A 13,374-nucleotide genomic window follows, 5' to 3' on the forward strand; every position below is an offset into this window, starting at 1 on the left:
CGCTCCGCGTCAGGTCTCAGCAGCTGCAGAGTGCGTTATCCAGCACCTTGCGCAATTCCAGCGGATGATCCACCACCACGTCCGCGCCCCAGTGCCGAGGGTTGTCGTCCGGGTGGATGTAGCCATAGGTCACGGCAGCGGTTTTGGTGCCGGCGTCACGGCCGGATTCGATATCGCGCAAATCATCGCCGATGAACAGGACGGTCGACGGATCCAGATCAAGCATCTTGCAGGCCAGGGTCAGCATCTCGGGATCCGGCTTGCTGTTCTTCACGTGATCCGGGCAGATCAGCAGGGCCNGCCCCAGCTGCTGCATGATCGGCTCGGCGAAGCGCAGCGGCTTGTTGGTGACCACGCCCCAGACCAGATTGGCTTTCTCGATGTCGGCCAGCAATTCGCCCATGCCGTCGAACAGCTTGCTGTGCACGGCGCAGCCCACCAGATAGCGCTCGAGGAACTCCAGGCGCAACTCCTCGAAGCCCGGCGACTCCGGATCCATCGAGAACGTCACCGCGACCATGGCCTTGGCGCCGCCGGAAATTTCGTCGCGGATGTGTTTGTCGTTCATAGGCGGCAAACCGCGATCCGCACGCATCGCCTGGCAAATGGCGATGAAGTCCGGCGCGGTGTCGAGCAGCGTGCCGTCCATGTCGAAAAGGACTGCTCTGATGGCCATCGGCTTATTCCTCGCGCAGGGTCTGGATCATGTAGTTGACGTCAACGTCCGCCGCCAGCTTGTAGTGCTTGGTCAGCGGGTTGTAGGTCAGACCGATGATGTCCTTGACGGTCAGGCCGGCCATGCGGCTCCAGGCGCCGAGCTCGGACGGGCGAATGAATTTCTTGAAATCGTGAGTGCCGCGCGGCAGCAGCTTCATGATGTATTCGGCACCGATGATGGCGAACAGGTAGGCCTTCGGGTTGCGGTTGATGGTGGAGAAGAACACCTGGCCGCCGGGCTTGACCATGCGGAAGCAGGCGCGGATCACCGAGGACGGGTCCGGTACGTGCTCGAGCATTTCCAGGCAGGTGACCACGTCGAACTGCTCGGGCATTTCTTCGGCCAGGGCTTCGGCGGTGATCTGCCGGTATTCGACGTTCACGCCGGATTCCAGCTGATGCAGTTGCGCGACCGCCAGCGGCGCTTCGCCCATGTCGATGCCGGTCACGGTCGCGCCGCGCTGGGCCATGGCTTCGCTGAGAATGCCGCCACCGCAACCGACGTCGAGGACCTTCTTGCCGGCCAGATTGACACGCTCGTCAATCCAGTTGACCCGCAGCGGGTTGATGTCGTGCAGCGGTTTGAACTCGCTTTCGCGGTCCCACCAGCGATGGGCCAGGGCTTCGAATTTGGCGATTTCGGCGTGGTCGACGTTGCTCATGATTCAATCCTCTAAAACTTGAAAAAGGCTGTAGCCCCGGAGTGTGCCCCGAGGTGTTTACGATTCGGTGTGGCCGCTGATGCGTCGGCCCCAGGCCCGGGCGGTTTCGCCGAGCTGTTGTTCGTCCAGTCGGGTCAGACGCCGGTCGTCAAGCAACTGCTTGCCGGCGACCCACAGGTGTTTCACGCAGTCGCGATCGGTGGCATATATCAGTTGCGAGACCGGGTCATAGACCGGTTGTTGCGCCAGACCGGACAGATCGAAAGCGACGATGTCTGCGGCCTTGCCGAGCTCCAGCGAGCCGGTCTCGGCTTCGATTCCCAGGGCTCGCGCGCCGTTCAACGTGGCCATGCGCAGGGCCCGGTGGGCGTCCAGCGCGGTGGCCGAGCCGGCGACGGCTTTGGCCAGCAGGGCGGCGGTGCGGGTTTCACCCAGCAGGTCCAGGTCATTGTTGCTCGCCGCGCCATCGGTGCCGACCGCGACGTTGACCCCGGCTTGCCACAGACGCTCCACCGGGCAGAAGCCGCTGGCCAGTTTCAGGTTCGACTCCGGGCAGTGGATCACGCTGGTGTTGCTTTCTACCAGCAACGCCAGGTCGTCATCGCTGATCTGGGTCATGTGCACGGCCTGGAAGCGCGGGCCGAGCAGGCCGAGACGACCGAGGCGGGCCAGCGGGCGTTCGCCGTGCTGTTCGAGCGCTTGCTGCACTTCGAAAGCGGTTTCGTGGACGTGCATGTGGATCGAGGCGTCCAGTTCTTCGGCGATCACGCGGATTTTTTCCAGGTTCTCGTCGCCCACGGTGTAGGGTGCATGAGGGCCGAAGGTGATCTTGATGCGCTCGTGATGCTTCAGGTCGCCGAACAGTTCGACGCCCTGACGAATGGCTTCATCGGCGCTGGCGGCACCCGGAATCGGGAAGTCGAGGATCGGAATCGCGATCTGCGCACGGATTCCGCTGTTGTGCACGCGCTCGCTGGCAACCTTGGGGAAGAAGTACATGTCCGAGAAACAGGTGATGCCACCTTTTATCTGCTCGGCGATGGCCAGATCGGTGCCGTCACGCACAAAATCTTCATCGACCCATTTGCCCTCGGCCGGCCAGATGTGGTTTTCCAGCCAGGTCATCAGCGGCAAATCGTCGGCCAGACCACGGAACAGCGTCATCGCGGCGTGGCCGTGGGCGTTGATCAGGCCGGGGCTGAGCAGCACGTCCGGCAGATCGCGGACTTCGGCGGCGTTACACTTCAGCGCTTCGGCACGCGGGCCGATGAACACGATGCGGCCGTCGCGGATGCCCAGGCCGTGCTCCTTGAGCACAACGCCTGCGGGTTCGACGGGTACCAGCCAGGTCGGCAGCAATAATAAGTCGAGCGCAATGGCAGGTTTCGGCATCGAGGGTCGGTTCCAGTGCTTTTGTAAAGGATGGCGAAGTATACCCGAGCGTCTTCGCGGGGGGATCGCTATAATCGGCGGCTTTTGTTCATGAGTGCGGGGTGAGGGATGCGCGATCGACTGTTGGCTGCGGAGAAAGTAAAGGCCATCGATTGGCGTGATGGCGCGCTCCACCTGCTGGATCAGCGCGTTTTGCCGTTCGAGGAAAACTGGATCGCCTACACCAGCGCCGCCGGCGTGGCCGAAGCGATTCGTTCGATGGTGGTGCGCGGTGCGCCGGCCATCGGCATCAGTGCCGCCTACGGCATCGTACTGGCGGCCCGTGCCCGGATTGCCGAGGGGGGCGACTGGTACGCGGCGCTGGAAGAGGATTTCATGCTGCTGGCCGATTCCCGGCCGACAGCGGTCAACCTGTTCTGGGCGTTGAACCGCATGCATGACCGGCTGGACCGTTTGAAGGAAAACGCCGATCCACTGGTGGCGCTGGAAGCCGAGGCCATCGCCATTCATGAAAGCGATCGCGAGGCCAACCTGACCATGGCTCAGCTCGGCGTCGACCTGATCCGCAAGCATCAGGGCAATGCCCAGGCGATTCTGACGCACTGCAACACCGGCGCCCTGGCTACCGGCGGTTTCGGCACGGCGCTCGGGGTGATTCGCGCAGCGTTCATCGAGGGCATGGTCGAGCGCGTCTACGCCGACGAGACCCGGCCGTGGCTGCAAGGCTCGCGCCTGACCGCGTGGGAACTGGCCAACGAAGGCATTCCGGTGACCCTGAACGCCGACTCCGCCGCTGCGCACATCATGAAGACCAAAGGCGTGACCTGGGTGATCGTCGGCGCTGACCGGATCACCGCCAACGGCGACGTGGCGAACAAGATCGGCACCTATCAACTGGCGGTCAACGCCATGCACCACGGCGTGCGTTTCATGGTGGTGGCGCCGAGCTCGACCATCGACATGAATCTGGCGAGCGGTGATGACATTCCGATCGAAGAACGCGACGGCGCCGAGTTGCTGGAGGTTGGCGGCAAACGTGTCGGGGCTGACGTTGAGGCGTTCAACCCGGTGTTTGACGTCACCCCGGCGGACCTGATCGATGCGATCGTCACCGAAAAAGGCATCGTCGAGCGCCCGGACACCGCGAAAATGGCGCAGTTGATGTGCCGCAAGCGCTTGCATTGATTGGCTTGATGTCTGCGTTGTCCTCTTCGCGAGCAGGCTCGCTCCCACAGGTTTTGTGATCGCCACAGAACCTTGTGGGAGCGAGCCTGCTCGCGATGGGGCCTTGAAAGTCAATAAACATCCGCAATTTCGCCCCGAAATTTGCATTCAGGGAAGCTCTGAGCCTCTCTCGTCCCCGTTAAGCCTGTCATCGGTCATCTAACTATGCTCCATGCGCATCTGGGGGATAGGTGCGTGGCGGCTCTTGTGATAACATCCGGCGTTTTCCGAGGCGGCCCCACGGGGTTGTCTTCACTGCGCAAATCCAGGGTCAACTTGTCGATTTGTCGTAAGTCGGTGCATGGCACTCGGCCTGCATCGACGAGCTTCGTGCGTCCCCTATGGATATGGCGAAGTTTCACCAGAAAAAGGAATCAGGCTTCTCATGGGCGAACTGGCCAAAGAAATCCTCCCGGTCAATATCGAAGACGAGCTGAAACAGTCCTATCTCGACTACGCGATGAGCGTGATCGTCGGCCGTGCACTGCCGGATGCGCGCGATGGCTTGAAGCCCGTGCACCGTCGCGTGCTGTTCGCGATGAGCGAGCTGGGCAACGACTTCAACAAGCCGTACAAGAAATCTGCCCGTGTCGTCGGTGACGTGATCGGTAAGTATCACCCGCACGGTGATACCGCGGTGTACGACACCATCGTCCGCATGGCGCAGCCATTCTCCCTGCGTTACCTGCTGGTCGACGGCCAGGGCAACTTCGGTTCGGTGGACGGCGACAACGCCGCGGCCATGCGATACACCGAAGTGCGCATGACCAAGCTGGCGCACGAGCTGCTGGCCGACCTGCACAAGGAAACCGTGGACTGGGTGCCGAACTACGACGGCACCGAACTGATCCCGGCGGTCATGCCGACCCGCGTGCCGAACCTGCTGGTCAACGGTTCCAGCGGCATCGCCGTGGGCATGGCGACCAACATTCCGCCGCACAACCTCGGTGAAGTCATCGACGGTTGCCTGGCCCTCATCGACAACCCCGAGCTGACGGTCGATGAGCTGATGCAATACATCCCCGGCCCGGACTTCCCGACTGCCGCGATCATCAACGGCCGCGCCGGCATCATCGAAGCCTACCGCACCGGCCGTGGCCGCATTTACATGCGCGCCCGTTCGATCATCGAAGACATCGACAAGGTCGGTGGCCGTCAGCAGATCGTCATCACCGAACTCCCTTACCAGTTGAACAAGGCACGTCTGATCGAGAAGATCGCCGAGCTGGTAAAAGAGAAGAAACTCGAAGGCATCACTGAACTGCGCGACGAGTCCGACAAGGACGGTATGCGCGTCGTGATCGAACTGCGTCGCGGCGAAGTGCCAGAGGTGATCCTCAACAACCTCTACGCCCAGACCCAGCTGCAATCGGTATTCGGCATCAACATCGTTGCCCTGATCGACGGCCGTCCACGGATCCTCAACCTCAAGGACCTGCTGGAAGCCTTCGTCCGTCACCGCCGCGAAGTGGTTACCCGCCGTACCGTGTTCGAACTGCGCAAGGCGCGCGAGCGTGGTCACATCCTCGAAGGTCAGGCCGTTGCCCTGTCGAACATCGACCCGGTCATTGCCCTGATCAAGGCTTCGCCGACTCCGTCGGAAGCCAAGGAAGCGCTGGTCAGCACGCCGTGGGAATCCTCGGCTGTGGTCGCGATGGTTGAGCGTGCCGGTGCCGATTCGTGCCGTCCGGAAAACCTCGATCCGCAATACGGTCTGCGCGACGGCAAGTACTTCCTGTCGCCAGAGCAGGCGCAAGCCATTCTGGAACTGCGTCTGCACCGCCTGACCGGTCTGGAACACGAAAAGCTGCTGGCCGAGTATCAAGAGATCCTCAACCAGATCGGCGAGCTGATCCGCATCCTCAACAGCGCCGTGCGCCTGATGGAAGTGATCCGCGAAGAGCTGGAAGTTATCCGCGCCGAATACGGCGATGTGCGCCGCACCGAAATCCTCGATGCTCGTCTCGACCTGACCCTGGGCGACATGATCCCGGAAGAAGAGCGCGTCGTGACCATCTCCCACGGTGGCTATGCCAAGACCCAGCCGCTGGCTGCGTACCAGGCCCAGCGTCGTGGCGGTAAAGGCAAATCGGCGACCGGCGTGAAGGATGAGGACTACATCGCTCACCTGCTGGTCGCCAACAGCCACACCACGCTGCTGCTGTTCTCCAGCAAGGGCAAGGTGTACTGGCTGAAGACCTACGAAATTCCGGAAGCATCCCGCGCCGCCCGTGGTCGTCCGCTGGTCAACCTGCTGCCGCTGGATGACGGTGAATACATCACCACCATGCTGCCGGTCGAGGAATACACCGAGGGTCACTACATCTTCATGGCGACCGCCAACGGCACCGTGAAGAAGACCCCGCTGGAATCCTTCAGCCGTCAGCGCAGCGTCGGTCTGATCGCGCTGGAGCTGGATGAAGGCGACGTGCTGATCTCTGCAGCCATCACCGATGGCGAGCGAGAAGTGATGTTGTTCTCCGACGGCGGCAAGGTGACCCGCTTCAAGGAATCCGATGTTCGTGCCATGGGCCGTACCGCCCGCGGTGTGCGCGGCATGCGTCTGCCGGAAGGGCAGAAGCTGATTTCGATGCTGATCCCGGAAGAAGGCAGCCAGATCCTCACCGCTTCCGAGCGTGGCTACGGCAAGCGCACCGCGATCACCGAGTTCCCTGAGTACAAGCGTGGTGGCCAGGGCGTGATCGCCATGGTCAGCAACGAGCGTAACGGCCGTCTGGTCGGTGCGGTTCAGGTGCTCGACGGCGAGGAGATCATGCTGATTTCCGACCAGGGCACGCTGGTGCGTACCCGTGTCGATGAAGTCTCCAGCCTGGGTCGCAACACCCAGGGCGTGACCCTGATCAAGCTGGCCAAGGATGAAACCCTGGTCGGTCTGGAGCGGGTTCAGGAGCCTTCGGAAGTGGAAGGTGACGAGCTTGAAGGCGAAGAAGGTGTCGAGCTGGAAGAAGGCGTGATCGGCGCCGAACCGGACGATGCGGTCGACAACCTGCAGGCGGACGCCGCAGACGAAGAAGAGTCGCAAGACTAACCAAATCGTAGCAGGGCAGAGTGTTTGCTCTGTCCGCTACCGTGATTGCATAGCGAGAGTGGATGTGAGCAAACGAGCCTTTAACTTCTGCGCAGGTCCCGCTGCGCTGCCTGAAGCTGTCCTGTTGCGTGCCCAGTCCGAGATGCTCGACTGGCACGGCAAGGGTCTGTCGGTCATGGAAATGAGCCATCGCAGCGATGACTACGTGGCCATCGCCGAGAAGGCCGAACAAGACCTGCGCGACCTGCTGTCCATCCCCTCCAATTACAAAGTGCTGTTCCTGCAGGGCGGTGCGAGCCAACAGTTCGCCGAGATTCCGCTGAACCTGCTGCCCGAGAACGGTACTGCCGACTATGTCGAAACCGGCATCTGGTCGAAGAAAGCCATCGAGGAAGCGCGTCGCTTCGGCAACATCAACGTTGCTGCCAGCGCCAAGCCTTATGATTACCTGACCATCCCTGGCCAGAACGAGTGGAAGCTGACCCCGGGTGCGGCCTATCTGCACTATGCGTCCAACGAAACCATCGGCGGCCTGCAGTTCGACTGGGTTCCCGAAGCCGGTGACGTTCCGCTGGTGGTCGACATGTCCTCCGATATCCTCTCGCGTCCGATCGATGTGTCGCAGTACGGCCTGATCTACGCCGGCGCGCAGAAGAACATCGGCCCGAGCGGTCTGGTCGTGGTGATCGTCCGTGAAGACCTGTTGGGCCGCGCTCGCAGTTCATGCCCGACCATGCTCGACTACAAGATCTCCGCCGATAACGGCTCGATGTACAACACCCCGGCCACCTATTCCTGGTACCTCTCGGGCCTGGTTTTCGAGTGGCTGAAGGAGCAGGGCGGCGTCGCCGCGATGGAGCAGCGCAACAAGGCAAAGAAAGATCGCCTGTACGGCTTCATCGACAACAGCGACTTCTATACCAACCCGATCAGCACCAACGCCCGCTCGTGGATGAACGTGCCGTTCCGCCTGGCTGACGAGCGTCTGGACAAGGCGTTCCTGGCCGGCGCCGACGCCCGTGGCCTGCTCAACCTCAAGGGCCATCGTTCGGTTGGCGGCATGCGTGCCTCGATCTACAACGCCCTGGGTCTGGACGCTGTCGAGGCGCTGGTCGGCTACATGGCCGAATTCGAGAAGGAGCATTCCTGATGTCCGAGCAGGAGCTCAAGGCGCTGCGCGTTCGCATCGATAATCTGGATGAGAAGATTCTCCAGCTGATCAGTGATCGCGCGCGCTGCGCAGAAGAAGTTGCTCGGGTCAAGATGGCCAGTCTGGCCGAAGGCGAGCAGCCGGTGTTCTACCGTCCCGAGCGTGAGGCGCAGGTCCTCAAACGCGTGATGGAGCGCAACAAGGGGCCGCTGGGCAACGAAGAGATGGCGCGCTTGTTCCGCGAAATCATGTCTTCGTGCCTGGCCCTCGAGAACCCGCTGAAAGTGGCTTATCTCGGTCCGGAAGGCACCTTCACCCAAGCGGCGGCCATGAAGCACTTCGGTCATGCGGTGATCAGCAAGCCGATGGCGGCGATCGACGAAGTGTTCCGTGAAGTGGCGGCCGGTGCGGTGAATTTTGGCGTGGTGCCGGTGGAAAACTCCACCGAAGGCGCGGTCAACCACACCCTCGACAGCTTCCTCGAGCACGACATGGTGATCTGCGGCGAAGTCGAGCTGCGGATTCACCACCACCTGCTGGTCGGTGAAAACACCAAGACCGACAGCATCAGCCGCATCTATTCCCATGCCCAGTCGTTGGCGCAGTGCCGCAAGTGGCTGGACGCCCATTACCCGAATGTCGAGCGCGTGGCGGTGTCCAGCAACGCCGAAGCGGCCAAGCGGGTCAAGGGTGAGTGGAATTCGGCAGCGATCGCCGGTGACATGGCGGCCGGGTTGTACGGCCTGACTCGTCTGGCCGAGAAGATCGAGGATCGCCCGGACAACTCCACGCGCTTCCTGATGATCGGTAACCAGGAAGTGCCGCCGACCGGCGACGACAAAACATCGATCATCGTGTCCATGAGCAACAAGCCCGGCGCGCTCCACGAGCTGCTGGTGCCGTTCCATGACAACGGGATCGACCTGACCCGGATCGAAACCCGTCCGTCGCGCAGCGGCAAATGGACCTACGTGTTCTTCATCGACTTCGTCGGTCATCACCGTGATCCGCTGATCAAAGGTGTACTGGAAAAGATCAGTCAGGAAGCAGTAGCACTCAAGGTGCTGGGTTCCTACCCGAAAGCAGTTCTTTAAGGGGTGGTAGCAATGAGTGGCAACTTCCTCGCTCTGGCACAGCCGGGCGTGCAACAACTTTCGCCATACGTGCCGGGCAAGCCCGTGGACGAACTGGCGCGCGAGCTGGACCTGGATCCGGCGAGCATTGTCAAACTGGCGAGCAACGAAAATCCGTTGGGTGCGAGCCCGAAAGCGCTGGCCGCGATCCGCGAAGCGCTGGACGAACTGACCCGTTATCCGGACGGCAACGGTTTTGCCCTGAAATCCCTGCTGGCCGAGCAGTGCCGTGTCGAGCTGAACCAGGTGACCCTGGGCAACGGCTCCAACGATATTCTCGAACTGGTGGCGCGCGCCTATCTGGCGCCGGGCCTGAATGCGGTGTTCAGCGAGCACGCGTTCGCGGTGTACCCGATCGCGACCCAGGCAGTCGGCGCTCAGGCCAAGGTCGTTCCGGCCAAGGATTGGGGGCATGATCTGCCGGCCATGCTGGCCGCGATCGACGCCAACACTCGCGTGGTGTTCATCGCCAACCCGAACAACCCGACCGGTACCTGGTTCGGCGCCGAAGCGCTGGACGAGTTCCTGCAGGATGTGCCGGAGCATGTGCTGGTGGTGCTGGACGAGGCCTACATCGAATATGCCGAAGGCAGCGATCTGCCGGATGGTCTGGATTTCCTCGCCGCTTACCCGAATCTGCTGGTCTCGCGCACGTTCTCCAAGGCTTACGGTCTGGCGGCGCTGCGCGTTGGCTATGGTCTGTCTACCCCGGTGGTGGCGGACGTGCTGAACCGGGTACGTCAGCCATTCAACGTCAACAGCCTGGCCTTGGCGGCGGCGTGTGCGGCGCTGAAGGACGAGGAATATCTGGCGCAGAGCCGGCAGCTCAACGAGTCCGGCATGCAACAGCTGGAAGCAGGTTTTCGTGAGCTGGGTCTGAGCTGGATTCCGTCCAAGGGCAACTTTATCTGCGTCGACCTCGGTCAGGTGGCGGCTCCGGTGTTCCAGGGCCTGCTGCGCGAAGGTGTGATCGTGCGTCCGGTGGCCAACTACGGCATGCCGAACCATCTGCGGGTGACCATCGGTCTGCCGGCGGAAAACAGCCGCTTCCTCGAAGCGCTGCGCAAGGTTCTGGCTCGTGGGTGATGTCACTGCGCTGCAATCTGCTGCACCTATGATCGGGCGCCTGGTGGTGGTCGGTCTGGGGTTGATCGGTGGTTCATTTGCCAAAGGCTTGCGTGAAAGTGGCGTGTGCCGCGAAGTGGTCGGGGTCGACCTCGACCCGCAATCGCGCAAGCTGGCGGTCGAGTTGGGTGTGGTGGATCGCTGCGAAGACGATCTGGTCAAGGCTTGCCAGGGCGCGGACGTGATCCAGTTGGCGGTGCCGATCCTGGCCATGGAAAAAGTGCTGGCCCGTCTGGCCGGCATGGACCTGGGGCAGGCGATTCTCACGGATGTCGGCAGCGCCAAGGGCAATGTGGTGCGTGCGGCGACCGAGGCGTTCGGCGGCATGCCGGCGCGTTTCGTGCCGGGGCATCCGATTGCCGGCTCCGAGCAGAGCGGGGTGGAAGCCTCCAACTCAGAGCTGTTCCGCCGTCATAAAGTGATTCTGACCCCGCTGGAGCAGACCGATCCGGCTGCCCTGGCGATGGTTGATCGTTTGTGGCGCGAGCTGGGCGCCGACGTCGAGCACATGCAGGTCGAGCGTCACGATGAAGTGCTGGCCGCGACCAGTCATTTGCCGCACCTGCTGGCCTTCGGTCTGGTCGATTCGCTGGCCAAGCGCAATGAAAACCTTGAGATCTTCCGTTACGCTGCGGGCGGTTTCCGTGATTTCACAAGAATCGCCGGAAGCGACCCGGTCATGTGGCATGACATCTTTCTCGCCAACCGCGAGGCTGTCCTGCGCACTCTCGATACATTTCGCAGCGACCTCGACGCCTTGCGCGACGCGGTCGATGCAGGGGATGGGCACCAATTGTTGGGCGTCTTCACGCGCGCCCGGGTTGCCCGCGAGCATTTCAGTAAAATCCTGGCCCGCAGGGCCTATGTGGACGCTATGAATTCCAACGATCTGATTTTCCTGGCTCAACCTGGTGGCCGCCTGTCCGGTCGGATTCGCGTACCGGGTGACAAATCGATTTCCCACCGTTCGATCATGCTCGGTTCCCTGGCTGAAGGCGTCACTGAAGTCGAAGGCTTCCTCGAGGGCGAAGACGCTCTGGCGACCCTGCAGGCGTTCCGCGACATGGGCGTGGTCATCGAAGGCCCGCATCATGGCCGCGTGACCATCCACGGTGTCGGCCTGCACGGCCTGAAACCTGCGCCGGGCCCGATCTATCTGGGTAACTCCGGCACTTCGATGCGCCTGCTGTCCGGCCTGCTGGCCGCGCAGGATTTCGACAGCACCCTGACCGGTGACGCTTCGCTGTCCAAGCGTCCGATGAATCGCGTCGCCAACCCGCTGCGGGAAATGGGCGCCGTGATCGAAACCGCTGCCGACGGTCGTCCGCCGATGACCATTCGTGGCGGTCACAAGCTCAAAGGCCTGACCTACACGATGCCGATGGCCAGTGCTCAGGTTAAGTCCTGCCTGCTGCTGGCGGGTCTGTACGCCGAAGGCAAGACCACCGTGACCGAGCCGGCACCGACCCGTGATCACACCGAGCGTATGCTGCGCGGCTTTGGCTATCCGGTGAGCGTCAACGGTGCCACGGCATCGGTTGAGTCTGGTGGCAAGCTGACCGCGACCCACATCGAAGTGCCTGGCGACATCTCGTCGTCGGCGTTCTTCCTGGTGGCCGCATCGATCGCTGAAGGCTCGGAGCTGGTGCTCGAGCACGTCGGCATCAACCCGACCCGCACCGGCGTGATCGACATCCTGCGTCTGATGGGCGCCGACATCACTCTGGAAAACCAGCGTGAAGTGGGCGGCGAGCCGGTTGCCGACCTGCGTGTGCGAGCAGCTAAACTCAAGGGTATCGAGATTCCGGAAGCGCTGGTTCCACTGGCCATCGACGAATTCCCGGTGCTGTTCGTGGCCGCGGCCTGTGCCGAAGGGCGCACCGTACTGACCGGCGCCGAAGAGCTGCGGGTCAAGGAATCGGACCGTATCCAGGTCATGGCGGACGGTTTGCTGGCGCTGGGCGTCAAGTGCGAACCGACCCCGGACGGCATCATCATCGACGGCGGCCAGATCGGCGGCGGCGAAGTGCATGGTCATGGCGATCACCGCATCGCGATGGCATTTAGCGTGGCCTCACTGCGCGCCACTGCACCGATCCGCATCCATGACTGCGCCAACGTCGCGACATCGTTCCCGAACTTCCTGGCGCTGTGCGCGCAGGTCGGCATTCGTGTGGCGCAAGAGGCTCAGTCGTGAACAACATTGCACCGGTCATCACCATCGACGGGCCAAGCGGCTCGGGCAAAGGCACCGTAGCCGGGATTCTGGCCAAGCGTCTGGGCTGGAACCTGCTGGACTCCGGTGCGCTGTATCGCCTGCTGGCATTTGCTGCGCACAACCATGGTGTCGACCTGACCAATGAAGAGCTGCTGAAGAAACTGGCGGCTCATCTGGATGTGCAGTTCATCGCGGCGACCGACGGTCAGCTGCAACGCATCATTCTGGAAGGTGACGAAGTCAGCGATGTCATCCGCACTGAAAGCGTCGGATCCGGCGCTTCCCAGGTGGCAGCGTTACCCGCCGTCCGCGAGGCGCTGCTGCAGCGCCAGCGTGCTTTCCAGGAATTCCCGGGTCTGGTGGCTGACGGTCGCGACATGGGTACGGTGGTATTTCCGAACGCGCCATTGAAGATTTTCCTGACCGCCAGCGCCGAGGAGCGGGCGCGCCGCCGATATTTGCAGTTGAAGGGCAAAGTCGAGGGTGTTAGTCTGTCGAGTCTGCTAGATGAGATCCGTGCGCGCGACGAGCGTGATACCCAGCGAGCGGTGGCCCCGCTCAAGCCGGCGGCTGACGCCATACAGCTGGATTCCACGGAGTTGTCCATCGATCAGGTGCTTGAACGCATCATGAGCGAGATCGCCATTCGCGATATCGCCGGGTGACCAAGAAGGTTGCAGGGGACCAGTCATAGTCCTGTGGCG

Annotated in this window: 10 protein-coding genes; 7 read left to right on the top strand and 3 right to left on the bottom strand. The window is 62.2% G+C overall.

Annotation, left to right across the window (positions count from 1 at the left end; genetic code table 11):
* Positions 1-16: 16 nt before the first annotated feature.
* From mupP to ACTJK9_RS07885, 3 genes are read right to left on the bottom strand one after another with little or no spacing between them, the layout of a single operon-like run.
* Entirely contained in the window at positions 17-676 is a 660-nt protein-coding gene (gene mupP / locus ACTJK9_RS07875) for an N-acetylmuramic acid 6-phosphate phosphatase MupP (RefSeq protein ID WP_440813207.1), read from the bottom strand.
* 4 nt (positions 677-680) lie between these two features.
* On the bottom strand, positions 681-1,379 hold the full coding sequence (ubiG, locus tag ACTJK9_RS07880; RefSeq protein WP_039770564.1) for a bifunctional 2-polyprenyl-6-hydroxyphenol methylase/3-demethylubiquinol 3-O-methyltransferase UbiG: 699 nt from the start codon (positions 1,377-1,379) through the stop codon (positions 681-683).
* Positions 1,380-1,436: 57 nt separating this feature from the next.
* The gene (locus ACTJK9_RS07885; RefSeq protein WP_440813211.1) at positions 1,437-2,771 is read right to left on the bottom strand and encodes a TRZ/ATZ family hydrolase; all 1,335 of its coding nucleotides are present in this window, start codon (positions 2,769-2,771) and stop codon (positions 1,437-1,439) included.
* Between the two features lie 108 nt (positions 2,772-2,879).
* Here ACTJK9_RS07885 and mtnA point away from each other — a divergent pair, with 108 nt between their 5' ends.
* The 7 genes from mtnA to cmk all read left to right on the top strand — a co-directional run bounded on the left by mtnA (position 2,880) and on the right by cmk (position 13,335).
* Positions 2,880-3,956: an S-methyl-5-thioribose-1-phosphate isomerase gene (gene mtnA / locus ACTJK9_RS07890; protein ID WP_039770560.1), complete on the top strand. Its 1,077-nt coding sequence runs from the start codon at positions 2,880-2,882 to the stop codon at positions 3,954-3,956.
* A 424-nt stretch (positions 3,957-4,380) separates the two neighbouring features.
* Positions 4,381-7,044 carry a DNA gyrase subunit A gene (gyrA, locus tag ACTJK9_RS07895; RefSeq protein ID WP_074688032.1) on the top strand — a complete coding sequence of 888 codons (2,664 nt, stop codon included), beginning with the start codon at positions 4,381-4,383 and terminating at the stop codon, positions 7,042-7,044.
* A 64-nt stretch (positions 7,045-7,108) separates the two neighbouring features.
* Positions 7,109-8,194, top strand: coding sequence for a 3-phosphoserine/phosphohydroxythreonine transaminase (gene serC, locus ACTJK9_RS07900; RefSeq protein ID WP_221397881.1), 1,086 nt, complete (start codon positions 7,109-7,111; stop codon positions 8,192-8,194).
* Entirely contained in the window at positions 8,194-9,288 is a 1,095-nt protein-coding gene (gene pheA, locus ACTJK9_RS07905; RefSeq protein WP_007950913.1) for a prephenate dehydratase, read from the top strand. The genes serC and pheA overlap by 1 nt, the downstream gene beginning before the upstream one ends.
* A gap of 12 nt (positions 9,289-9,300) precedes the next feature.
* Positions 9,301-10,413, top strand: coding sequence for a histidinol-phosphate transaminase (gene hisC, locus ACTJK9_RS07910; protein WP_007950914.1), 1,113 nt, complete (start codon positions 9,301-9,303; stop codon positions 10,411-10,413).
* 28 nt (positions 10,414-10,441) lie between these two features.
* Entirely contained in the window at positions 10,442-12,649 is a 2,208-nt protein-coding gene (locus ACTJK9_RS07915; RefSeq protein ID WP_440813357.1) for a bifunctional prephenate dehydrogenase/3-phosphoshikimate 1-carboxyvinyltransferase, read from the top strand.
* A complete protein-coding gene (gene cmk / locus ACTJK9_RS07920) occupies positions 12,646-13,335 on the top strand; it encodes a (d)CMP kinase (protein WP_064598429.1) in 690 nt (229 codons plus the stop codon). The genes ACTJK9_RS07915 and cmk overlap by 4 nt, the downstream gene beginning before the upstream one ends.
* Positions 13,336-13,374: the final 39 nt, after the last annotated feature.

Source organism: Pseudomonas sp. 22082, from assembly GCF_052046055.1.
Classification (GTDB): Bacteria; Pseudomonadota; Gammaproteobacteria; order Pseudomonadales; family Pseudomonadaceae; genus Aquipseudomonas; species Aquipseudomonas pharyngis.

Excerpts from the sequence above, each read along its gene's own strand:
- hisC (WP_007950914.1), top strand. The coding sequence starts at position 9,301 with ATGAGTGGCAACTTCCTCGCTCTGGCACAGCCGGGCGTGCAACAACTT.
- gyrA (WP_074688032.1), top strand. The coding sequence starts at position 4,381 with ATGGGCGAACTGGCCAAAGAAATCCTCCCGGTCAATATCGAAGACGAG.
- mtnA (WP_039770560.1), top strand. The coding sequence starts at position 2,880 with ATGCGCGATCGACTGTTGGCTGCGGAGAAAGTAAAGGCCATCGATTGG.
- ACTJK9_RS07885 (WP_440813211.1), bottom strand. The coding sequence starts at position 2,771 with ATGCCGAAACCTGCCATTGCGCTCGACTTATTATTGCTGCCGACCTGG.
- ACTJK9_RS07915 (WP_440813357.1), top strand. The coding sequence starts at position 10,442 with ATGATCGGGCGCCTGGTGGTGGTCGGTCTGGGGTTGATCGGTGGTTCA.
- ubiG (WP_039770564.1), bottom strand. The coding sequence starts at position 1,379 with ATGAGCAACGTCGACCACGCCGAAATCGCCAAATTCGAAGCCCTGGCC.
- pheA (WP_007950913.1), top strand. The coding sequence starts at position 8,194 with ATGTCCGAGCAGGAGCTCAAGGCGCTGCGCGTTCGCATCGATAATCTG.